General features: G+C 42.1%; 16 protein-coding genes. 3 read left to right on the top strand and 13 right to left on the bottom strand.

From position 1 onward, the window contains the following. The first annotated feature begins 28 nt into the window (after nt 1–28). Nucleotides 29–625, top strand: a complete 597-nt coding sequence (locus ACFEL9_RS03715; protein ID WP_385886240.1) for a DJ-1/PfpI family protein — start codon at nt 29–31, stop codon at nt 623–625. Beyond that, a complete protein-coding gene (locus ACFEL9_RS03710) occupies nt 622–1470 on the top strand; it encodes an alpha/beta hydrolase (protein ID WP_385886238.1) in 849 nt (282 codons plus the stop codon). The genes ACFEL9_RS03715 and ACFEL9_RS03710 overlap by 4 nt, the downstream gene beginning before the upstream one ends. 210 nt (nt 1471–1680) lie before the next feature. Here the strand turns inward: ACFEL9_RS03710 and ACFEL9_RS03705 are convergent, their stop codons facing one another. Then, nucleotides 1681–2511 carry a polysaccharide deacetylase family protein gene (locus ACFEL9_RS03705; protein WP_385886236.1) on the bottom strand — a complete coding sequence of 277 codons (831 nt, stop codon included), beginning with the start codon at nt 2509–2511 and terminating at the stop codon, nt 1681–1683. Nucleotides 2512–3039: 528 nt separating this feature from the next. On the opposite strand from ACFEL9_RS03705, the gene ACFEL9_RS03700 reads away from it, so the two are divergent. Further along, nucleotides 3040–4164, top strand: coding sequence for an SMP-30/gluconolactonase/LRE family protein (locus ACFEL9_RS03700; protein WP_385886234.1), 1125 nt, complete (start codon nt 3040–3042; stop codon nt 4162–4164). 192 nt (nt 4165–4356) lie between these two features. On the opposite strand, the gene ACFEL9_RS03695 is transcribed toward ACFEL9_RS03700, so the two are convergent. From ACFEL9_RS03695 to ACFEL9_RS03640, 12 genes are all read right to left on the bottom strand, one after another. Further along, on the bottom strand, nt 4357–5934 hold the full coding sequence (locus ACFEL9_RS03695; protein WP_385886232.1) for a glycoside hydrolase family 43 protein: 1578 nt from the start codon (nt 5932–5934) through the stop codon (nt 4357–4359). Nucleotides 5935–6057: 123 nt separating this feature from the next. Continuing rightward, nucleotides 6058–7209: an alpha/beta hydrolase-fold protein gene (locus tag ACFEL9_RS03690; RefSeq protein WP_385886230.1), complete on the bottom strand. Its 1152-nt coding sequence runs from the start codon at nt 7207–7209 to the stop codon at nt 6058–6060. Between the two features lie 11 nt (nt 7210–7220). Next, complete coding sequence (locus tag ACFEL9_RS03685; RefSeq protein ID WP_385886228.1) at nt 7221–9143, bottom strand: alpha/beta hydrolase-fold protein; 1923 nt, start codon at nt 9141–9143, stop codon at nt 7221–7223. A gap of 156 nt (nt 9144–9299) precedes the next feature. Next, on the bottom strand, nt 9300–11237 hold the full coding sequence (locus ACFEL9_RS03680; protein WP_385886227.1) for a sialate O-acetylesterase: 1938 nt from the start codon (nt 11235–11237) through the stop codon (nt 9300–9302). 235 nt (nt 11238–11472) lie between these two features. Then, entirely contained in the window at nt 11473–12966 is a 1494-nt protein-coding gene (locus ACFEL9_RS03675; RefSeq protein WP_385886225.1) for a TolB family protein, read from the bottom strand. Between the two features lie 24 nt (nt 12967–12990). Further along, nucleotides 12991–13764, bottom strand: coding sequence for a cupin domain-containing protein (locus tag ACFEL9_RS03670; protein WP_385886224.1), 774 nt, complete (start codon nt 13762–13764; stop codon nt 12991–12993). Further along, nucleotides 13764–15068 (bottom strand): putative oxidoreductase C-terminal domain-containing protein, encoded by a 1305-nt coding sequence (locus ACFEL9_RS03665; protein ID WP_385886223.1) that lies wholly within the window; start codon nt 15066–15068, stop codon nt 13764–13766. The genes ACFEL9_RS03670 and ACFEL9_RS03665 overlap by 1 nt, the downstream gene beginning before the upstream one ends. Nucleotides 15069–15551: 483 nt before the next feature. Further along, on the bottom strand, nt 15552–16943 hold the full coding sequence (locus tag ACFEL9_RS03660) for a Gfo/Idh/MocA family protein (RefSeq protein WP_385886222.1): 1392 nt from the start codon (nt 16941–16943) through the stop codon (nt 15552–15554). Nucleotides 16944–17342: 399 nt separating this feature from the next. Continuing rightward, on the bottom strand, nt 17343–18323 hold the full coding sequence (locus tag ACFEL9_RS03655) for a DUF6807 domain-containing protein (RefSeq protein WP_385886220.1): 981 nt from the start codon (nt 18321–18323) through the stop codon (nt 17343–17345). Between the two features lie 2 nt (nt 18324–18325). Further along, a complete protein-coding gene (locus ACFEL9_RS03650) occupies nt 18326–20938 on the bottom strand; it encodes a glycoside hydrolase family 3 C-terminal domain-containing protein (protein WP_385886218.1) in 2613 nt (870 codons plus the stop codon). A 15-nt stretch (nt 20939–20953) separates the two neighbouring features. Next, nucleotides 20954–22597, bottom strand: coding sequence for a glycoside hydrolase family 43 protein (locus ACFEL9_RS03645; RefSeq protein ID WP_385886216.1), 1644 nt, complete (start codon nt 22595–22597; stop codon nt 20954–20956). A 65-nt stretch (nt 22598–22662) separates the two neighbouring features. Then, nucleotides 22663–23733 (bottom strand): endo-1,4-beta-xylanase, encoded by a 1071-nt coding sequence (locus tag ACFEL9_RS03640; protein ID WP_385886214.1) that lies wholly within the window; start codon nt 23731–23733, stop codon nt 22663–22665. Nucleotides 23734–23746 lie beyond the last annotated feature (13 nt).

Genomic DNA, 23746 nt, shown 5'->3' with positions numbered 1-23746 from the left:
TATTTTAAACTTTAATAGAATTATTGTTATGAGATCAGAAAAGAAAATATTAATCATTACCGGTGATGCAGGTGAAAGTTTTGAAATTCTTTATGCATCGCACCGGTTAAAAGAAGCAGGTTTTGTTCCTGTGATAGCTGCACCTGCTGTAAAAAAATTGAACCTGGTGATGCATGATTTTGAACCGGGATGGGATACCTATGTAGAAAGAAAGGGTTACCTGGTGGAATCAGATATTTCATTTGATGATGTAGACCCGGCAGATTACGAAGCAGTGTTAATACCGGGAGGCAGGGCGCCGGAATATTTGCGTAATGATATAAGAGCCATAAAAATCGTGCAGGAGTTTTCAGCAAGTGATAAATACGTATTTGCTATTTGCCATGGAGTACAACTATTGGTAACTGCCGGATTGGTTAACAAAAGAAAGATCGCTTGCTATGAGCATGTAAAGTTTGAAGTGGAATCATGCGGCGGGCAATATATAACGCCTGATGAAGCGGTAAAAGATGGTAAAATTGTTACAGGAAAAACCTGGCAGTCGCACCCGGAATTTTACAAAATTGTTTTTAGCTGCCTGCAGGAATCCAATGAAAGCATAGCCCGGCCCGCTTTTATTAAATGATTGTTTACAAGAAATACAATCGGCAGGAGCTGGACCTTCAATACAATAACCGGTTTCATGTTCCCGATTTTGAAGATTACCTGCAGCGATGGGAAAAGCTAAGCAGTGATGTTTTGGAAAAGTATAAGGTTATTCAGAACATTCCTTATGGCGATAAACCCCGTGAGTGTTTGGATATTTTTTCTTCACCCAAGCCGTTTTCAAAAACATTGGTCTTTATTCATGGTGGATATTGGCAAAGGTTCGATAAAACTTTATTTCATTTTATTGCCGGGGCTTTTGCGGGTTACGGAATTACAACGGTGCTGATAAATTATCCTTTGGCCCCTGATGTTACTATAGATCAGATAGTAACATCATGCTCTGAAGCCATTGGTTGGATAAACAAAAACATTGCATCATTCAATGGAGATGCTGACCAGATTTACATTGCCGGGCATAGTGCCGGGGCACATCTTGCCGCTATGTTAATGACAGTTGAAGAAAAGCAAAACCACAAAACATCTATTAAAGGAGTCTGCGCCCTTAGCGGTTTGTTTAATTTGACACCTGTTCAGCTTTCCAATATTAATGAAGTGTTGAAGATGGATAAGGAGACTGCGACCAGAAACAGCCCGGTTTTCAAAGAACCTGTTGAACAATGTCCGTTACTAATTGCAGTGGGCGGCGAAGAAACGAATGAGTTTTTAGATCAAAGCATGGAACTCGATAATAAATGGAAAAATAAAAACAGTTCTACCCAACTAATGGTATTGCCGGGGCTGAATCATTTTTCTATTCTTGATTCTTTTTGCGATGCAAATTCTTTGTCGCATCAGTCAATGTGCAAACTGATGAAGATGTAATTTGCTTAACATGAGTTTTGGATGTTCTAACATTCTAACATCCGCCGCAGCGGATGATTCGTGGGTAAAAATCAATGTAAACAAGCAGGATGCGTCCGCCGCGGCGGACGCTTGGTGTTTTGATTCATCTGTATTGGCTGCATTGGGTGCCGATGGATTTCCAGAAGGGCCCTCTTCGTATAGAATCAATCTTAACCGGGCAAACATATTTTAATAATCTGCCTGCGTGGCTTGTTGTATAACTCTTGCCTGTTTGTCTCTTGTTTTCCACTCATTGATATGCTCTGCTATATCCAGCATAGTGGCAATCATTAAATCATTTTCATTTTTCTTCAGGTATTGCAATAGCTCCCTGTGTGCCTGCAGGGAAACATCAATATTGTGCTCACCACCAACTCCGTGAAATAATATAACCAGTAATGAATTTGTTTCAACTGCTTTCTTTGCCCATTCAATCATTTGTTCACCAGTTTGGCCATTTACAGCATAACAGTCCACATTGTATAAATTAATTTCTCCGATCTTATGCATCTCATGCCTTACCGCTCTTGCTGCTATAAAATCATTTTTCATTCCATTAATAAATAATGAATCGCCGATCTTCATGTCACCACAGGTAAAGGCAAATGTTCTTTTGGTTTTTCCATCAATAGCATTTAGAAAAACATTTGTCATTCTTACTTCATTCATCATTCGGGGTAGAGAGTAATTGTTCATATCGTTTTCAGCATTAACCCATTCTCTTCCTTTGCCGCCAATGCAGGGATGAAACAAAGTGTGATTGCCCAGTTCATGGCCGTTAGCTGCTGCTTTTCTCCAGTCAATGATCCTGTTTTTACTTCCGGGCGCAAAAGCGGTGAGATAAAAAGTTCCTTTCAAACCCAACGAATCGAGCAGGGGAATAGCATTATCGAGATGAACATTCAATGCATCATCGTAAGTAAGGACAACCGCGGCTTTTTTTCCACGCCATGCAGCATTGAATTGAGCGTAGCTAAACTGAGAAACAAACAAGGCGAAGAAAAGAAATGCATTTTTCATTTTCATTTATTTTGGCCTGTACATTTAGCCTGGTGGCGTTTGTCAGCAATGCAAGCTAAAGGCCCCAGGTGAGTATGATTTTATTTTTCATTATTTCTTTTGAAAATTCACTTATACTTTCTGTGTTAAGTCTATTTCCATTTGCAAACACGTCCAAAAAGCTGTCGCAATATAAAACGAAATACAAAATAGGCAGCGCCATGATTTACGGAGAGGCTGAGATCTTTAATCTGCCGTTCAACACAGGAGCTTCGTGGATACACTCATTGCGGATCTCAACTTTTCTTTCGGCTATATTACTAAGGAAGGTTCAGGAATTTGTATAATATTCTACGGTTTGTTTTTTTGGAAGTTTTGGTTGAGAATTTAAAATACTTTCGACAGCCTTTTTAAAAAGTCTCTTACCCGCAGGAATTAACTTAAACTGATAAAATATTGCTATAGCAGGAAAACTTCCGTGGGCATTTTTTTGCCTGACGGAACGAATGGTGTTTGCATTTTATTTTAAAAAATCTAAAACCGCTTGTCATGAAAAAAAGAGTTTTACCATTTCTTTGGGCAATGCTATGTACTTTCTTGTATTATTCCTGCAAAAAAGATATAGCTAAGAATTCAGACCAATCAGTTGTTGAATCCGGTGAACAATGTGTTTTTGCATTAAGGGGTGCAAAGCAGGGTGGCACTTCTATTTTTGATCCCACTTACCTTGTTGCGCCTCATGCGCAATTGAAAACATTAGGAGAGGGCTTTAGTTTCACAGAGGGTCCCGCTGTTGATAAACGCGGCAATGTTTTTTTTACAGATCAGCCTAATGATAAGATATATAAATGGTCGGCAAACACGGGGGCCATCACTACCTTTTTAACGGGAACGGGTCGGGCCAACGGAACGTTTTTTGACAAAAAGGGAAACCTTATCGCCTGTGCTGATATGTATGGTGAACTCAGAAAAATATTCCCGGATGGCAGTCACGAAGTACTTATCAATAATTACAACGGAAAACTTTTGAATGGGCCCAATGACGTATGGATCAATCCAAAGAATGGCGGCATGTATATTACTGATCCGATATTTCCAAGAGGATATTGGGATCCCGGCGATCCCCGGCAGCAACCGTGGGAACCAACACGGTCCGAACAGGCGGCAACCGGTAAAGGCGGGCATGTATATTATCTTGCTCCCGGAAGTCAACAACTGGTGAGAGTGACAACGATGCCTGAGTGGGATGCCGATTCATGGCCAAATGGTGTGGTCGGTACTCCGGATGGGAAAAAACTCTATGTAAATAAATGGTATTATGACAACATGGGCGGTACCTGGGTGTTTGATGTTAAACATGACGGAACGCTTCATAACATGAAAAAGTTTTCCGATATGGGCGGCGATGGGATGGCAATGGATGAACGCGGAAATGTTTATATAGCCAATGGATTAGGGATAACTGCCTTTGATCCGGAGGGCAATAAGATATTCAATGTTCCTACCGGCAGTGGCGCCACCAATGTTGTATTTGGAGGCCCCAATGAAAAAACATTATTTATTACGGCAATAGACAAAATATTTTCGCTGAAGATGAATGTAAGAGGTGTAGAAAAATTTAATGGTTATGCCGGCTGGCATGGACATGGACATGGTCACGGAGGACATCATTAGTATTAAAAGTTGAATTCATTTAACCTGATCCATAGCGACCTCTCTGAAGTAAAATAAGATTATTCAACCAACTCCTGTTTTTTTACAGGAGTTGGTTCTCTGAAGGAACAGATTAAAAATAGTTTCTACGGGAGCGTTGTTTACTAGCTTGCTTTTAAAATGATCTTTCATTTAATCCGTCCGTTACTTATTTTATTTGGGTATTTTGTCTTCTATATGAAAAAAATCAAAGTCAGTGTAACCGCCAATTGTTTTAATGGCATAATTGAATAGGCCAAACCGGTAACCCATAAAATGAGGTAGGGTATATGCCATCCTAAGCTGTGTGCCGATGGCATTCCAATTTTTACCATCAAGGCTGTAAAAGAAATTAGCAATATCTTTTTTATCTGTAAAATCACATTCAGCTTTAAAGTAAACCACATTTTGATCCAGCGGAACAGATTGCACTTCTTCCGGTTTTCCTGTGCTTGCATTGATCATGACGATAGTTTTATTGCTACCGTTCACCTTCACGCCAATCAATCCATAATTTTTTTGCAACAAACATAAGCCTGCAAAGTCACCATCTTTCATGTTCGACACATCAAGTGAAGTGCTGCCTGTACATACAGGACCGATGGTTCGTTGTGTCAATGTATTTTTTGCTAGTAAAACAGATGTATCAATTCTCCCGGTTTTAAGACGGAGATAGCCCTTTCTTTCAGTAACAGACCAAAGTTTATTATCCGGATTGTGATTCCATTGCCAAACCAATGGTAATGCAGCTTCATTTCTCTTTCGATTAAATTCATCTGATGCAACAATACCGGTAAGCAGGCTTTTGTTTACAGGAAGATTCAGTGTTTCTGGAACTTTACCGTTAACGCCTAAAACAGGCCAGCCATCTTCCCACTTAACAGGAACCAGGTAAGGAATGCGGCCAACAGCGCCAAAATCACGAAACAGGTATGCATACCATTTGCCATCGGGTGTATCAATCAATCCGCCCTGTGCCACGCCTAAATCCTGCAACCCAATTCTTCCTTCGTAGGGGCCTGTTATTTTATCAGCACGATGAATAACAACAGTACGCATGCCATCTTTCGGCCATGTGATATTAAAAAGATAATACCTGCCATTTACTTTAAACAGTTGCGAACCTTCGCCTAAACCGCTGTTGCCAACATGCTGTGTAGGCAGTGTTGAATTTTCAACGACCACCTGGTTGATGCCGCCTTCTTTTATACCGGACAGATCTGCATTCAATTCAACAAGAGTTAATTTCCGGTTGCCATAAAGCATGTACACTTTTCCGTCATCATCAAAAAAAAGAGAATGGTCGTGCAGACTGGGACGGAAGGAAATTGCTTTCCATGGGCCTTTCTCAATATTTTTTGTGGTATAGATATGAGTTTTGCCAGTTGTTGAAGCAAATGTGGTTACATAATAGATGCCATTATGGTAACGAATGCTGCTGGCCCACGAGCCTCTTCCGTAGGTAGATTTTCCGTTCTCAAGGTTCATTTCATCATTGCTGACCAAAGTATCGTAACAATAGTTAACCAGTTGCCAGTTCACCAGGTCTTTTGATTTCATGATAGGAACACCGGGGCTCATGTGCATAGTGGTGCTGCTCATATAATAAGTATCACCCACACGGATCATAGCCATATCCGGAACATCTGCGTAAATAACCGGGTTATGTGCCTGGTTTACTTGGGCAGAAATTTGAATGACAAAAAACGTGAAGGAAAATGTTGCAAAGCCTGTCAGAAGTTTTTTCTGCATAACTGATTTTTTACTTTCATATTTTTTATGGTGAATGATGATATTTCTATTTCGTTTTAAAAGCATGGGTCTTTCCGTTAATTGTGTTTTTGCCTTGACCAATGTCTTTAACGGAGTAAAGAGTTATTTGAAAAGCAATGGTGCAAACTGGTAAAGGCATCTGCGCCAGGTATGCCATTCATGTGCAGTACCCGGCGACTCATAATACACATGTTTGATTCCTGCTCCATTTAATGCATCGCTCAATCCTTTCATCCGTTGGCCTTCAGCTGTACCAATACCTAAAAAAAATGCTTTTACTTTTTTATTGAAAGCTGCGCTGTCGCTGAACACACCGTTATATACTGTTTTCAAATCTGTTTGAGGATTAAACATACCTGCTCCGCTAAACCCGCCGATATAGGCGAATTTATCCAGGTTGTTGAGTGTAATAGTAAAGGTTTGAAATCCGCCCCACGACAATCCGGCCATCGCCCTGCCTTCGCGGTTAGTAAGTGTGCGGAATTTGGAATCAATCATGGGTATCACATCATTCAACAGCATTGGCGTAAACGAAGAACCATATTCACTTCGGGCCTTTGCTACATCTTCACCCGGTTTCGGCCTGAATGCCACTTCAATGTTTCCGCTTTCCATTACTACAATCATTGGCTTTGCTTTTCCTTCGGCAACCAAGTTGTCAAGAATATAATTCATGTGTCCCTGGTTTGACCAGCCTGTTTCATCTTCGGCCATGCCATGTTGTAAATAAAGAACCGGGTATCTTTTTTTTGTATCAGCATCGTACCCGGGAGGTGTATAAACAAAACAACGACGTGTTTCTTTCATCGTATTAGAGTAATAATAAACTCCCCTCACTTCCCCATGTGGTACCTGCTTTGGCATATAAAAATCTTCCCCGGGAGTTGGTACTTCAATTCCGCTGGTCCATTTGCCAGTTCCGAAATATGATTCGCTGGCAGGATCTGCCACTCTCACACCATCAATAAACAAGAAATAATAATGAAAGCCGGGCATCAGTGGTTGGGTGGTCACTGTCCACATACTGTCATTTAATTTAGTCATGTCGTACCGCTTGCCCAGGTCAGCCTGCACGTTTTGAGCGTTAGGCGCTTTTAACAAAAAGATAGCCCTGTTCTCTTTATCAATCCGGGGAAAATCATATCCCGGTGTGTTGGAGAAAGGACGTATTGTTCCGGCTGTGTCAGGAGTTTGAGCAAGACACGTTGTACCGATTGAAAACAGTAATGTAATTGCCTGTAATATTTTTTTCATGTTAGTCTTTTTTAGTCTTTAAAAATCAAACCGGCAAAATTGTAAAGGTTGTTCCTCCATACCGGCCAGGTATGACCACCGGGATACTCGCTATAAGTGTATTTTATTCCCATTTCATCAAATTTTGCAAGCATGGCTTTACAATTGGGATATGCTATGTCTTCTTTGCCACCCATGGCAATCCAGAGGGATTTCAGATTGCTGTTAATCATTGCCGCATTGACTTTCATAAATTCATACTGAGGGTTGGAAAGTTCGACCCGGTTGGCAAACCAACCCGAACTAAATACACCGAGATAAGAAAACATATTTGTATTCTTTATTCCTGCATACAATGTTTGTAAACCGCCCATTGACAGCCCGGCAAGTGCCCTGTGTTTTGCATCCGTTTCTACCCGGTAATTATTTTCAACAAAAGGGATAACAGCTTGCTTCAACTCATTTTCAAAAGACCTTAGAACATTTTCATTAAATCCAGCGAGACCGCCGGTGCCCATATTTCCATCAGGCATGACGACAAGCATGGGTTTCGCTTTTTTTTCTGCAATAAGATTGTCAAGAATCAGATCTGTTTTGCCCTGCGTGGCCCAGCCCCGTTCATCTTCGCCGCCGCCATGCAATATGTACAGTACCGGATATTTTTCATTTGTATTTATGTCGTAACCCGGAGGCGTATAGATATAAAACCTTCGCCACGAGTTGGTGACCGATGAATAATATCTTTTTATTCTTATCTCTCCATGCGGAATATCTTTAAGCGCATAGTAGCCGCCACCGGCAAATGGTATTTCGATACCGCTTGCCATCCGGCCCATACCATAAAATGTTTCGCTGGCAGGGTCTGCAACAGCAACACCATCTATCAGCAGCGAATAATAATGAAACCCTTCACCTATTGAATCGGTGGTCACTGTCCAATATCCGCCCGTGTCTCTTGCCATGTCATATTTTTTGACTAAATCAATCTGCAGCTTTTGTGCATCGGGTGCTTTCACACGAAATATCACCCGGTGATCAGGCAGAATTTGAGGATACTTAGCCGGTCTTACGTTGGTAGATGCAGGTGCGCCCAGGATCGTGTATTTGGAAAACGACGAAACATCAACCGGCTTAAATAGGAGTTGAGAGAACATATATAACCCGTTTTTCCAAACTTTAAAATCATGTACTCCGGGTTCGATATAATAAATATGCGGAACATTTTTTTCGTAGAGATAATCATGGGTGCGTTGGCTAAATCTGATCAACCCATCGTTATCACCACAGGAAATCCAAAGCAATTTCAATTTGTTTTTTGCTGCTTCAGGATCAGGAACCAATTCTTCCGGTCTTTTGGTATTAGGCGCAGAGGAGAAGCCGCCTACCCATGCAAACTTGTCTAGATTGCCCAGACCGAAATTCAGGGATTGCCCGCCACCCATAGATAAACCTGCAATGGCACGGCTCTCACGGTCTTTTAAAACAGGAAATTTTTTTTCGATATGAGGTACCAGGTCATTCAGTAAGTCCTGTTCAAAAGTGGCAAATGCCTTTACTTTAACGCTGTCAAAAATATTTCCGACAGCCCGGTCATCTTTCATGGCTCTGCCATTGGGCATTACCACAATCATCGGCGCTATTTTATTCTGTGCATACAAATTATCAAGAATCACCTGCGGTTTACCACCATTGAGCCATTCCTTTTCATCTCCACCGATCCCATGCAATAGATATAAAACGGGATATTTTTTCTTTTTTGAAAAACCCGGCGGCGTATAAATTATTGCCCTCCGATTGGTACCAACTGTTTTTGATGCATAAGTGATTGTATCAACTTTGCCATGTGGTATGTCTGCCCGCAGCGAGTCAAAACCGCTCGGGGCTGTTTTGGTAGAATTTTGTGAGTTGGCAGATAAGGATAATGTAATTAAAAATAGGGAGGCAATCGGTTTCATCTTAGCTGTTCTTTTAAAAGTTTATAATGGGATATAAAAAGTGGACAAGCATCCATTTCTAAATTTGGAATACTTGTCAACTTAACACTTATTGACATATACAAAATTTGTGAAGAAAGTCGCTTCATTTTTTTGTTTTATGATAGGTAGTAATTGTTAGTCATCTGTCCTGAATGGCGATGCCGGTAATCCTTCTTTATTATACAAATTCGGATTCACAGGATTATCAGCCCATGCATAACGAACATATAATGGATCGGGCACGTCATCATTCCATACGATGACTTTGTCTCCTTCGATTGTTGCTTTGGCCCAAACAAATTTTTTATCTGCCCCTGCAATGGCAAACTCGCTTAGGTCTTCGCCGTCATTTGTAATCAGTCCGCTCCCGGTATTGGTAAAGCTGATGATGATTTTATTTCCTTCGATGACTGATGACTGGTGAACGGGACCGGAATGAACAATGTTTTCCCCATAAGCAATTTTCAAAGCAGTCAATGCTAATCGTTCACCTACATCTTTTTTATTGTCGGGATGAATGTCATTCCATTCGCCAAGATCAATGGCAACAGCCATTGCTGTATTGGGAACAGATAATGCTTTCAGTTGTGCTTCTCTCAATACAGCCCATTTACTGTCCGAAGGCAGATAGTTGTAATCCATAAAACCCGGAAGCTGCACATAGAGAAAAGGCAACTCTCCCTGTTTCCATTTGCTGCGCCAGTCATGTATCAGCGCCGGCAACAACTTTGCATACTCGTCCGGCCGGCCCGCATTGCTTTCGCCCTGGTACCATAATATTCCTTTGATAGTATAATTGATAATAGGTGCTACCATTGCATTGTATAAAGCTGCTGGTTGATTTTGTGCAGAAATAGCAAATGGTCCCGGTGAACGTGGAACAAAAACATCGCCAACCCTATACTTCCATGCCCCTTTTAAGTCAATTGTATCATTGCCTGAAAAAATGCAATAAGGTTTATCAGGAACAAAACCGCCTTTGTTTGCAGTATTGATGACACGTATGACAAAAAGATTTTTGCCAGCTTTCAACACATCTGCCGGTATATTGTATCTTCTTTGCGGATATTGATAAGTTGTGTTGCCAACTTCTTTTCCGTTGATGTATAAAACATCAGCGTCAACAATTCTTCCTAAAAAAACTTTTGCCGGTTTACCAACCATTGATGCCGGAATATCTATTTCTCGTCTATACCAAACGATCCCATTCAGATCTTTTATTCCCTGGTCTTCCCAATAACCCGGAATATTTATTGTTTTCCATCCGCCCGCCGGCGGAATATAAGAACCATCAAACCATTTTTTATCGCTGGTCATTCCCAAGTCATTTTCTTTAGGGCGGCCGGCATTATAGGCAGCCGCGGCTCTGGTTGTGCTATTAACATAAGAGGTGTCTTTATTTTTTTGAATCGTATTGATCAACGAAGAAAAATCTTTCAATCCTTCTTCACTGGTCCATGCTTCAATGGGTGTGCCGCCTACGCTGGCATTGATGAGGCCAATAGGCACTTTGTATTTATCATAAAGGTACTTTGCAAAAAAATAGGCAACGGCTGAGAATGGTCTTACATCTTCACCCACTGCAGGCTTCCAATAGCCAAAAGGCAAATCATTTTGCGGTGTTTGCAGGTTGGTCAATGTGGGAATCCAAAAATGTCTTATTTGCGGATAGTTCGCTTCGGCTATATCCTTTGCATAGGTCACATCATGAATATTCAGCTGGTGCACCATATTCGACTGGCCACTGCAAAACCATACATCGCCGAAAAGAATTTCTTTTAATGTGATCTTGTTGCTGGCAGCAATATCAATGGTATAAGGGCCGCCTGCTTTTGTTGGTGGAAGTATCACTGACCATTTACCATCTGCACCCGCCTTTGTTTTATAAGTTTTGCCATTGAACTTAACATTTACTTTTTCATTGACAGCAGCCCAGCCCCAGATATTTACTTTGGTATCCCTTTGCAGGATCATGCTATCCCTTACGATTTGCGGCAGCCTTGCCTGCGAAAAAGTTAAAGAGGAGTTGAGCAGGAAGAAGACAATAGTTGTATTTATTATGACAAGCTTCATAAAGTGGAATTAATTATTCTCTTTTAGGTAATGTCATTTAGTTAAGCTCCACCAGGAGCTTCCTGTTTATTAGAAAAAAATATTTTATTTAGCCGGCATAGGCTCCATCGGAGCCTCCTGTTTTATTTTAGGTGACTCTTACGGAGTCTCTTAGAAATGAAACAATGTTTTCCTAATAAACAGGACGCCACTACGTGGCTATAATGTTATCTATCTAAACGCACCTTCTTTTGGGTTAGGGATATTGGCTATTACTTACAAATGCAATTCGCTTACTGTCCGGTGACCAGGATGGTACATTGATGGTACCCTGCCCGCCATAGACATAAGCAATGGTTTTTGGAACACCACCACTGGCAGGCATTAGCCGCAAATAAACTTTCTGGTACCAGGGATGGTCCGTTGCACTGACATCCTTCGGATAAGACAGATAAACAATCCATTTGCCATCCGGTGAGAAATGCGGGAACCAATCGTTGTATTCATCAAAAGTTACCTGTTCCTGGTTGCTGCCATCCGGTTTCATACGCCAGAGTTTCATCGTTCCTGTTCTGGCTGAATTAAAATAAATCCACTTGCCATCAGGGCCATACTCCGGCGAATCATCCAGTGTGGGTGTATTGGTCAATTGTGTTTCCTTTTTGGTTGCAATATCAACGGCCCAGATATCGAATTGATTTTTTCTTTGTCCAGTAAAAATTAGTTTTTTTCCATCCGGTGACCAGCTATGCAAATAGGAATGACCCGACTCAGGTGAAGTAATTTGTGCGGGATTATCTGAACCGGTTACGGGTAATGTAAATAAGGTTGAAGTTCTTTTTTCACCGACATGGTGACTGATGGCCAATTGCTTTCCGTCGAATGAAAGAACATGATCATTGTTATTCTGGTTGGCAAAACCGGTATTTAGTTTACTTACCGTATTGGTGGAAAGATCGAGTTTGTACAACAAGCCTTCGGAGTTATAAATGAGATGCTTGCCATCTTTTGTCCAGTTGGGCGCCTGTAATGAATTGGATGCGCTGTACAAAATTTTCCGGAGACCGGTAAACACCTCCATTACTTCCATATGACTGCCGATATAATCACTGTAAGGCTTGAAGTCTTTTGGAGCAGGTATGATGATGCGGACATTGCTGAAAACGGCTTCTTCGGTTATATCTTCATTATGAGAACAGATAAACAGGCCAGCATACACTTCTTCATTCAATTCAATTTCTTTGGAAGCAGACTTATAATTTTCTCCGGGCGTGGCTGCGGAAAAGTTAAATACATTTCCAGTACGCTGTAATTCGATATGAACAGGATTGTTGGATGTTAGGGTGACCTGCTCTGTCTCTGCTCCATCGGCTTGCCTGTATTGCAATGATGTCAACCCGTCGCCATGTACACAGGCATCTGCATAGCGTGAATCGGTTGTGAGTTTATCTCTTGCAATGATGCCAATCTTGCGATGCGCATCAGTGCCTTTGCCGATAAAGCGAATGGTGGCCGAGATAATAAAATCACCTTTGACCTTTTTCCATAAGAAATGAAACTGGTCTGCCGCGGCCCACATGTTGATTCCGGCGCCACGCATGATGTATTCCTGTGTGTAGGTGTTGTATACGACACTGCCCGGATTTTTGGGATTGCCTACATCTTCATGGTTTTCGAAAACGCCCATCTTTTGTGCAAAGCAATGCAACATGCAGATAACTGTGATAAAAAGTAAAACTGTTTTTTTCATACCATCTATATTAAAGTCTGGCAATTAGTTTCTCCATTGAAAAGCGAAATATTCGCATTGTTCTTTCCCTGTATTCAGCAAAGCATGCGGAATGCGGGAAGGAAGAAATACCAAATCACCCGGTGATGCAGGAAATAATTTTCCATCAATATGCATGGTTACATTACCCCGCAGTATCAAAATAATTTCTTCCTGCACATGGGTATGCGGCGAATGACTTACCGAATCGGCATTCAATGCCGTGCTGTGCATTTCAAACTGCGCCAGTTGCGATGTGGCCCGATTGAAAAAGTCCCTGCGATAGCCTTTACCGGTATTGTTTGTTTTTAGGTCATTCCAGTCGAGCATAAAGGAGCCACCCTTATTTTTTCCTCTCTCATGATCAGGCGATTTGCCTTTATATTTCAAAATATAATAAACAGCATCTGTATTTCCTATATTCTCGATGGCATGTTCATCGCCTGGCATTACAAATGCAACGCTGCCCGGACCAAGCGTTCTGCTCTTTCCATTGATCGTAATCCTAAAGTTTCCCTCTTTAAGGATCATCAATTCTTCCAGGTCATCATGTTTGAAATAAGAAGCTAAGCCTTTATCGGGTGGTAATATATAAGATGCTACTTCGAAATTACTAAGTGTGGTTGTACTCCCTTTAAATATTGAACGTTTCAGATCATCACCCTCTTTCTGCAATATTAAATCGTTCCATTGATATACGGCTGGGGTTAAAGAGTCTTTTTGCTGCGCCTCTGTTGAAAAGACAGTCAGTAACAATACAGCCGGAAGGGAATATTTCATTATTTATTTTTTAAAGCAAGCTCCAAAGCTTTCGTCGTCGTATAATATTTCGCCAGCATATTCGGCACTTCCCAGGCCGGCATGTTTTTGTTCTTAAGATAATCCAGGTACTTTTCAGTCACTCTGGCAAAATGCGCCTCGTGTCCTTCTATCAATTGTGCCGGCAATTTAATACTCCATCCTTTCGCAGTCTTGTATAATTCAACGCCGGGATATTTTGCACTTATTTTTTTGAAATGTTCTTCCAGTATTGCTGCATACGATCCATCGCTGCTTACGGGTTCAATGTAGAGTACAGGTTTGTAATTTTCCTCTTTGCCTTGTCGTATCACCAAATTGGATTTGGTTCCCCGCATGATGGAGTAATGGGTGTCGCCGGTTCCTTCCGGAGCTTTATAGTTCCAGATAACAGATGTTTTTGCGTGCACGCCTTTGATGGTATAGTCAATCTCGCCGTTACAATACACTTGTAATATTGAATCGCTGGAAATATTTTTAGCCAGGTAGGAGGGAAAGCTATCCAGTTTTGTGATGGCGTTAAATTCGGAAAGGTTCATTGCTGTTGTCCATCTCTTAGCTGTACTGATGGAAATATCTTTTATGTAATCGATGGCCTCTTCGGGGAAACATTCCCATTGTACCAGGTCCACCAAATGCGTCATTACATCCACGATACCTTCGCCCTGCTGCGATACATCCATGAACCAGCCTGGCCGTGTCAATACATTGCCGGAAACATATTTGTAAAAATGATGCACACTTTCTTTGGTGATAGCAGGATTGTCCGGTGATCCTTTTTCAAGCTGGCCAAATATTTCCGGTACCATGGAAAGTTCCCGCTGCAACAGGGTCGTGATCTCGAACCGTTCGGTCATGATATCATAGAGCAGCAAATTGTTTTTCTTTGCCACGTTGAATGCTTCTTTCAATTGGTCAAAGCCTTTACCATCGATCACCATAGGTTTGTCGGCAAATACATTCAACCCATTTTGCAAAGATTTTAAAATATAATCGGTCTTTTTTTGATTATTGCCTGATAAGACTACCACATTCCCTTTCTTTTCCGCAATCATCTTTTCAAAAAAATCATTGCCGGTATTCACTTTTTCCTTCCAGCGGGTGGGTGATTCGCTTCTTGTATTGTAAGCGTTGATCCTGTCAAGATGCAGTTTCAGGTCGTTGCCTTCCGGGGCATACACCTGGACAACGGAATCTACATCTGTATACATTGTCTTTTGAACCAACGCCGCATGAAAATGCCCGGGATCGAGTGTGATGAGCTGAACAGGTTTGGTTGTGGTCATTTTGTTATTTGTACAGGAAGCTAAAAATAGAATGCTTATGACACAGCTTATAATACGGAAGGGTACGGGAACAATGATTTTTTTTAAAGCTTTCATTTTGGGATTAATTATTTTTTAAGCGTTTGAAGAATTTTTCTTTGGGGCAAGCGATAAAATTGTGACTTATAGAAATCACTCCACGATAATTTGAAAACGGGTATAGTTCATTTAAGGTAATAAGGTTAGTGTTGCTTTTCGTTCCATTTACTAAGGTAATAAGGTTGATTACGATCGATTTAAAACCTTATTACCTTAGTAACAACAATTATTAAAAGAAATCAACCTTATTAGCTTATTCAACTCCTCACAATTTTTAGTCCCTGCATTATAAAAGCTCAATAACGAACAGTACGATGAAAGAGCGTCGTCCCGCAATTCTGCGGGATTTCGCTGCGCTTAACAACAGGTGATGATAGCAGCACTTTCGCTGGCAACATAAGAATTCTAACTCTTCACTTCATATCCCTTTCGTTGCGTACGGCTCAGCATTTTATTTGCCTCCTCATCATTTTTAAATTGCTCTTTTACCGGGTCCCAATATATTTTTCTTTTCAGCTTCATCGATATGTGATGTAACAGGCAGGCCGAACAGGAACGATGGGCTTCCTCGGCTGGTGCGATCGTTGCTTTATTATCACGAATAGCTTCCAGCCAATTGCCATGATGATCTTTGCTAACAGGAAGATGAAATTCTTTCTCACCAATCACCGAAGTAAGAATCTTCGGGTCGCTGGTGTCAATCTTTTTTGCCTGCGCAGCACCGGCACCGGGATCGCTGCTCGTTGCCTGGTAGTCACCTCTCGAAACAAAGATCCAGCCATCCGTGCCTTCAAACTTTATCCCGTTTGGAAATTCATTACTTACAATCATCTTTACACCATCGGCATATAAAGCCTGGGTTTTAAAGATACCATGCACATCCCATAAACCACCGGTTGCAAACTCGGCTTTATCACACCATATTTCCACAGGGCCGCTGCGTTCCATCCCCATGCCCCAATGCGCCGAGTCGATATGATGAGCACCCCAGCCCGTGATCATACCTGCTCCAAACTGTTCGCAACGCAACCAACCGGGCCGTCCATATCCCTCTTGCGGATGCACCCTATCTTCGGTGTAATATACCATCGGTGTGCCCGCCAGCCACATATCATAGTTCAGATTTTTCGGCACAGGCATCTCTGCTGTTTTGCCGCCGGGCGGATCACCGGGTAAACCAACATACACCGTTTTCAATTTACCAATTCGTCCGTTGCGCACCAGTTCTGCACCATAGCGAAATTGTTCTGCGGAACGTTGCTGACTCCCGATCTGGAATTTCACTCCGCTGCGCTGCACTACATCACTGATCACTCTTCCTTCCTGGATCGTTAATGACGCAGGCTTTTGCAGATAGATATGTTTTTTGGCATTGGCCGCTGCCACACCAATCAGGGCATGCGTATGATCCGGTGTACTGATGAGCACGGCATCGATGTCTTTATTGCGCAGCAGTTCACGGTAGTCGGTATACACCTTTACACCATCGTAGGATTTGCCATCTCTTTTGCTGTAATATTCATTCACTAAAATTTTGCCTTCTTCAGCTCTTTTGGAATCAACGTCGCATACAGCCATCAACTGTGCATAATCATGCCGCCATACACCCGGCATGTCATGGCCGCGGGATATGCGACCAGTACCGATTGCTGCTATATTGATGCGATTGCTTGGTGCATTTTTGCCAAATACGCTGGCGGGAACAATTGATGGAAGACTCATGGCAATGGAAGTGCCTAAAGCAGTCTTTGCCGTATTACTAAGAAATTGCCTGCGGGTTTGTTTGCTTTTTTTCATCCTGTTATTTTATGTGATGAATTATTTTATGTAGCCAGCGTCAGTAATTCTGCTCATCGTTCGTTGCGCCTGCCCCGACGAGGGGCGAAGCGACGGAACTCGGGGTCGCACACTTGTACTTCCTATTCGCTATTCGGCCTCATCCCTCTTATCCCTTCTCCCAAAGAGAAGGGACGGTGCTGCATTACTAATCCAATCTTCATAACTACCACATCAACTTTATCTTTCTACTCAACACTTTTGAAAACTCCGATTAATTTCGAAGTTTTCGAAAAGCGAGGTTTGTGCGTTGTTCCTCTCCTTTGGAGAGGTTAGGTGAGGTCGCCACTCAACGTTTTCAAAGACTCTGATGACGTTTTGAATCGTCGAAAAGCGAGGCCTGTGCACAGCAAGCCCCTTTTAGGGGGTTTGGGGGTTTGCAAAACTCCTCCATGCATTTTCCGCTTTTTCTTTTGTCATCTTTCCATTAAATACAATCAATCTATATTTCAACGTATAAGTCTTTCCCGGTTCCAATAACCAATCCTTATCTTTTGTCGGTGCAAAATTGGCAAACACATCGCCCCTTCCGCCATTTGCTTTCTTGTCCCAGATACGCAAGGGCTCGGGATGATTATAATTCGAAGGATGCGATACCATTACGATACCACCTTCATCGTTACCCGGTAAGGCGCCATACACTACGATCCATCTCCCTTTTGTGTTATCCGTACTGTCTCTCGTTTTTCCTTCAGACGTGAGCATTTCCGAATTGTTTTTATCCCAATATTCCGTGGCTCTCCATCCCAAACCGGCATAACGGTAAGCAAGGATCAACAAAGGACTTTGTGAAGCGCAACTCATTTTAGAAGTAATATCAACGATATAATAATTACTGTCGGGTTTCGGATTATAAACCCGTACTGTTTGCAATTCATTTAAAGCAACTTTTTCGGAACCATCTTTTTTAAATACCACATGTTCATGTAAAGCCGTAAACTCAGAAAATTCCAATGCCCTCGTTTTCGAAATAAATTTTGCAAAGCGAACAGTTCCTTGCCGGCCTTTTATGTTCCAGAAATCAACGGTGTCATTTTCAAACAGGGTATGTGTCCAGGGATTCCATATACCATAGTGGTGATAATGATCTGGTGGCTGTATTCTTGTCAGCACCTGGCCATGCGGCGTATAAAGCGGATGGATAAAACCACTTCGCTTATAATTGGTATCCTGGCCCGCAGGCGGATACACAGTTTTATACTGGTAGCTCAGCAGATCTTTATTGCCTGTACGAAAGGTGAGGGTGCCATTGTTATCATTCAGCTCCATTTTTTGAGCCAGGCTTTTTGGGGTTAAAAAGCAGGTAATAATTAGTGATAGTAAGGTAATTCGGTTCATCATGGTTATAAAACTGAAATGGTTTTGACAAGTACATTGCTGGTTGTTTTATTTTTTACTCCCGGTTGCCCGCCACCAACGCTGATAGAAATTTTTCCCTTTAATGGTTTCAATCCGCCTTTGCCATCCGTGACGGAAATGTCTTCAGGCGTTAGTTGAAATTGAACTATCCTGCTTTCGCCGGCTTGCAATGAAATTCTTTTAAATCCTTTGAGTGCTTTCAGGGGTGCCTGAATAGTATTGGGTTGGTTGGAAACATAAAGTTGTATTACTTCTTCTCCGTTTAGTTTGCCGGTATTGGTAACCCTGACACTGACTGTAATATTTTTTCCTGTTTTACTTGTCGAAGGAACCGTTAGATTACTGTAGGTAAAATTTGTATAACTCAATCCGTAACCAAACGGATACAATGCTTCACCTTTAAAATAACGATAGGTGCGATTGGCCATATTGTAGCTGTTGAAATCAGGAAGGTCGCTGTCGCTTTTATAAAATGTCACCGACAAACGTCCTGCAGGATTATAATCGCCAAACAATACATCGGCAACGGCAGTGCCGGCACTTTGCCCGCCGTACCATGCATTGATAATGGCGGGAATATTTTCATTCTCCCAAGGGATCGCTATTGCACTGCCGGTCATCATCACAAATACAACTGGACGACCTGTTGCATGCAATGCCTTCATCACATCGGTTTGTATCTGCGGCAATAAAATAGAAGTTCTGTCGCCACCATTAAAACCCGGATAATTTACCTGCATTTCTTCGCCTTCCAGTTGCGGGCTGATGCCGCCGACATAGATGATCGCATCTGCATCGTTAATGCGGTTGATGAAGCTGCTTAGATCAAAACGTTCAAAATTCCCTGCGCTCAATCTTACATTGCCTTTGCCCTCGCCCTGCCAGTATTCTACTACAATTTTGTATTGTTTTCCTTTTTGTATAGGCTGGCGATGTGTACGGGCACCCCAGCGATTACGCAGCCAGGCATTCAATACTTCTTTATCATCAATAAAAACTCTGTAACCATCATCGGCTTCTATCTCAAAACTAATTTCACCGTCTTTATCAGCGGTGTAATGCGAAGTATATCTTGCAGAAAAATTATTGGCTCTTATATTGCCGGTTACTGCTTCACCTTCCTGCCAGGATTTATCTAGATTGTTTTCCATCGTCGTGATGGCTTCGCCCTGCAGGTTGACATTATTGTAGTATTCTGCTTTAAAACCTTTTTTGCCATCGATGGAGTATTGGTTGTTGACATCCGCATAAGCCAATAGCGTATCATTGGTAAAATTGAGTGCCTTTTCATAAACGATTTCGACTTCATTCCCCAACTTCTGTTTTATCCCCTCGAGCACGGTTGTTATTTCAGAAGGGATACCATTGTAATTTCCCAGTACCGCTATCTTATTGTCGGCGTTCGGCCCAATGATGGCTATCTTTTTTATTTTCTTTGACAATGGTAAAGTATTGTTTGAATTCTTCAGGAGTACAATACTTTGCCGCGCCATCTTCAGTGCATGTGCTTTGTGTGGCGCACTCTCTAATACACGTTGTGGTGTTTGCGCATACTTCACTTCGCTGACAGGATCAAACAAACCAAGGCGATAACGAATAATAAAAAGTCGTTTGATGCTGATATCTATCTGTTCTTCTTTTATCAAACCTTTTTTTACTGCATCCACCAGAGCAAGGAATGAAGCAGTGCCGCAATCCACGTCGGTGCCATGCATCACCGCATCTGCACTTGCTGTTGCGGCATCGGGATGTGTTTTATGATTTTTATAAAAATCATCTATTGCCCAGCAGTCAGATGTAACATAGCCGGTAAACTTCCATTGTTTGCGGAGGATATCAACCATTAACTGGTCACTTCCGCAGCAGGGTTGTTTTTTCCATGCATTATAAGCACACATTACACCCGCCACATTTGCCTTTGTTACCAATTCCTTGAACGCAGGCAGGTAAGTATCCCACAGGTCATAATCACTCACATCTGCATTGAACACATGCCGTAAGGGCTCCGGCCCGCTATGCACAGCATAGTGTTTGGCGCAGGCAGCCGCTTTTAAGTATTTCGGATCATCGCCCTGCAATCCACGAACAAATGCTGCACCGAGCTTAGCTGTTAAAAAAGGATCTTCTCCATATGTTTCCTGTCCGCGGCCCCAGCGGGGGTCACGGAATATATTGATGTTCGGAGTCCAGTAAGTCAATCCAAGGTAACGTTCACCTGCACGGCCCTGTTGTACGGCTTTATTATAAACGGCTCTTCCTTCCAATGCTGCGTAATCAGCCATCTTAAAAAAGGATGTTGTATCCCAGGTTGCAGCCATGCCAATGGCCTGCGGAAAGACAGTGACCCGGTACGGTGTTCTGGCCACCCCGTGCAATACTTCATTCCACCAGTCGTATGCCGGTATGCCAAGTTTTTCAATGGCCGGTGCATGGTTCATCATTTGCGCCACCTTTTCTTCTAAGGTTAGCCTGCCGACCAAATCATTCACCCGCTGTTCAACAGGCAGCCGGTGATTCCACATCGGGAACGATTTGTAATCCTGCGTACGGGCCTTGGTAAAGACCAGCAATAGTGCAATCGTTATAATTTTTTTCATATGCAGAAGTGAAAATTATTTATAAACGTCATCATCATTTTTAATTTCAAACCAATTGTACGCGGCAACATTATCGGAAGTTTTGCCATTGGATGTTGTATACATACTGTAAAGGCAGCCTACAAAACCTCCAGCCGATTTCGTACTCAGGTATTTTGCATCGACATTATCCAACAGTAATTGCCATTTATCTTTTTTCAGTGCATAATAAAAGGCATACTGGTGTCCTTTTGCCTCTATCTTAAAATCAATATCCTTATCCTTCTCATCAAGAATTTTGCTGCTTACCAGTTCTGTTCCTTTATATAGCTCCACTGCCGGCTTTCCATCTCTTATTGATTTGCACAGGTAGTAATAGGTTTGTTCATTTTGAAAAAGTAACAGGCCCGCCTTTTCGTTTTCCGCTTTCGGAACAAAGCTCAACGAGGTGGCAGCATAACCTTTCAGATGCGGTTGGTGAAAGCCGACGAAGGAAGGATTGTCTTTTCCATCGCAGGTTTCGGGACGAAGCTTCAACGTCAGGGAACCTGGTTTGTCGGTGAGGTTATACCATTGTTCCCGCACTGTTCTTAAAAACTGGTAGCGGATGTTGAGGTTATTGCTATTGAACTCATCATGGAAAAGATAATTGCCATTGAATAGTTCTCCTTTAGGGTCTGCAACAGCATTGATGGGGTAAGAGTATTTTACCTCTTCACCGCCAAGGTCAAATACTGGCCAGCCATCTTTCCATATAACTGGCGCCATAAATGTTTCCCTGCCTGTATTATAATAATCCCCTTCATAGGGACGACAAGCTAAAAACACGGCCCACCATTTGCCATCTTTTCCTTCCACAAAATCGGCATGCCCGGCTGTGGTCACCAGATTTTTTCTGTTAGGATCAAGCTGGCGTTGGGTAAGTATTGGATTATTTTCATAAGAAACAAATGGGCCTTCCGGCGACTTACTTCTGAATACTACTTCAGAGTGATTGTAACCGGTGCCGCCTTCTGCGCAGATCAGGTAATACCAATCATCTTTTTTTATGATATGCGGTGCTTCTATCCATACCGGTTTTTTGGCCATATCTGTGCCGCCGTTTATCAATAACTTTTCTTCACCAATTGTTTTGAGGTTTACAGGGTCAAATTCAAACATGCGGATAGTACGGTGCCCATTGTGCAGTGAAATGTTATTCGGCGGAATACTGTTGAATACGATGTAGGTTTTGCCGTTATCATCAAAAAAAATGGAGGGATCGATGCCATTTACCTGTGGCAGTTTTACCGGGTTACTCCATGGTCCTTTGGGATCTTTTGCTGTAATGACAAAATTGCCCAGCTTGCTCACTTCGGTACAAACAATATAAAAGGTGCCGTTGTGATAGGTAATAGCAGGGGCAAACAAACCTCTTGATACACCTGCGCCATCAAGATTCAATTGCTCCGGCCGGTCCATGGCATAGCCAACCTGTTTCCAATTCAATAAGTCGTTACTGTGGAAAATCGGTAAACCCGGGTAATAGGCAAAGGAAGAATTGACAATATAATAGTCTTCGCCGGCACGGCATATACTGGGGTCGGGGTAGTAGCCTGCCAGTATTGGATTTTGGAATGACTGTGATCTTGCAATGAGCAGCGAAAAACTAAACAAAAAAAGAAAAAGGTTTTTTTTCATCAAAGTATTTTTTAAGCCTGGCAATTGACACTTCTTATTAGTTGAATAATTTTATTTCAATGCACTCAAAACTTCACTACTTCCCAAAAAGCTTTCTTCGGTTTCAACTCTTTATCAAACAATAATGGATAATCCTTTCTTTGCGGCACGGGAAAATTATCCAGCCAACTGGTACGGTCGCTGATATTCCAGAACGTAACACTGGTCAATACATTTTTATAATTCCTGAATACGCGGAATAACATCTTATACATTTCCACCTGTTTGGCTTCCCGCTCTGCAGTATAGTTTGCATCGGCATCCTCCGACTTTCTTTCCCTGCGGCTATGCTCTTTGGGGTAAACAGAAATATCGAGCTCTGTTACCTGTGCCTGTAAGCCGAGTCCTTTGAATTTTTCCAGCGTGGCTGTCAGCACTTCTTCCGTTGGTTCATAGATGGACCAATGTCCCTGCAACCCGACGCCATGAATAGGGACACCTTTATCCTTCAGACCTTTTACCAGTTTAAAAATCTTGTCTCGTTTTACGGGGTTGATTTCATTGTAATCATTGTAGAAAAGCAAAGCTTTTGGATCAGCTGTATGTGCATATTCGAATGCTTTGGCAATAAACTCTTCACCGCATATCCGGTACAAGGCAGAATTTCTGTAAAACTCATTGGGGTTATCAGAGATAACTTCATTTACTACATCCCAGGCGTAGATCACATCTTTGTACCTTGTTACAACAGTAGTAATATGCTCTTTAAGCCGCTGCAACAAAACTTCTTTGGTAACGGTATCGCCAGTTGCAGTGGTGAAAAACCAGCGTGGTGTTTGGTTGTGCCAGCACAGAGTATGTCCACGCAACTTCATGTTGTTTCTTTTGGCAAAGGCAGCGATCGAATCGCCGCCTGCCCAGTTATATTTATTTTCCTCGGGGTGAATCGGGCCCATCTTCATCGCATTTTCAGGAGTCATGCTCCCGAATTGCTGCACAATCAGCGAAGCTTCATCCGTTTGCAAGGCCCGGGGAGATACCGCCACACCTGTGGTGAAATAGTCTTTGTAATAATCTTTTAATCCTTTTTCCTGCTGCTGTGCGAAGCAGAAAATGAATTGCGTAATCAAAAGGGATGTTGAAAAAACCTTTTTCATTTGCTTTAATTTT

Origin of the sequence: Terrimonas alba, from assembly GCF_042434975.1 — a bacterium.
In the GTDB taxonomy this organism is placed as follows: Bacteria; Bacteroidota; Bacteroidia; order Chitinophagales; family Chitinophagaceae; genus Terrimonas_B; species Terrimonas_B alba.
Note: the sequence above shows the minus strand (reverse complement) of the source record. Positions and strands in the feature narration are given on the sequence as shown.

Excerpts from the sequence above, each read along its gene's own strand:
- ACFEL9_RS03715 (WP_385886240.1), top strand. The coding sequence starts at position 29 with ATGAGATCAGAAAAGAAAATATTAATCATTACCGGTGATGCAGGTGAA.
- ACFEL9_RS03710 (WP_385886238.1), top strand. The coding sequence starts at position 622 with ATGATTGTTTACAAGAAATACAATCGGCAGGAGCTGGACCTTCAATAC.
- ACFEL9_RS03705 (WP_385886236.1), bottom strand. The coding sequence starts at position 2,511 with ATGAAAAATGCATTTCTTTTCTTCGCCTTGTTTGTTTCTCAGTTTAGC.
- ACFEL9_RS03700 (WP_385886234.1), top strand. The coding sequence starts at position 3,040 with ATGAAAAAAAGAGTTTTACCATTTCTTTGGGCAATGCTATGTACTTTC.
- ACFEL9_RS03695 (WP_385886232.1), bottom strand. The coding sequence starts at position 5,934 with ATGCAGAAAAAACTTCTGACAGGCTTTGCAACATTTTCCTTCACGTTT.
- ACFEL9_RS03690 (WP_385886230.1), bottom strand. The coding sequence starts at position 7,209 with ATGAAAAAAATATTACAGGCAATTACATTACTGTTTTCAATCGGTACA.
- ACFEL9_RS03685 (WP_385886228.1), bottom strand. The coding sequence starts at position 9,143 with ATGAAACCGATTGCCTCCCTATTTTTAATTACATTATCCTTATCTGCC.
- ACFEL9_RS03680 (WP_385886227.1), bottom strand. The coding sequence starts at position 11,237 with ATGAAGCTTGTCATAATAAATACAACTATTGTCTTCTTCCTGCTCAAC.
- ACFEL9_RS03675 (WP_385886225.1), bottom strand. The coding sequence starts at position 12,966 with ATGAAAAAAACAGTTTTACTTTTTATCACAGTTATCTGCATGTTGCAT.
- ACFEL9_RS03670 (WP_385886224.1), bottom strand. The coding sequence starts at position 13,764 with ATGAAATATTCCCTTCCGGCTGTATTGTTACTGACTGTCTTTTCAACA.
- ACFEL9_RS03665 (WP_385886223.1), bottom strand. The coding sequence starts at position 15,068 with ATGACCACAACCAAACCTGTTCAGCTCATCACACTCGATCCCGGGCAT.
- ACFEL9_RS03660 (WP_385886222.1), bottom strand. The coding sequence starts at position 16,943 with ATGAAAAAAAGCAAACAAACCCGCAGGCAATTTCTTAGTAATACGGCA.
- ACFEL9_RS03655 (WP_385886220.1), bottom strand. The coding sequence starts at position 18,323 with ATGATGAACCGAATTACCTTACTATCACTAATTATTACCTGCTTTTTA.
- ACFEL9_RS03650 (WP_385886218.1), bottom strand. The coding sequence starts at position 20,938 with ATGAAAAAAATTATAACGATTGCACTATTGCTGGTCTTTACCAAGGCC.
- ACFEL9_RS03645 (WP_385886216.1), bottom strand. The coding sequence starts at position 22,597 with ATGAAAAAAAACCTTTTTCTTTTTTTGTTTAGTTTTTCGCTGCTCATT.
- ACFEL9_RS03640 (WP_385886214.1), bottom strand. The coding sequence starts at position 23,733 with ATGAAAAAGGTTTTTTCAACATCCCTTTTGATTACGCAATTCATTTTC.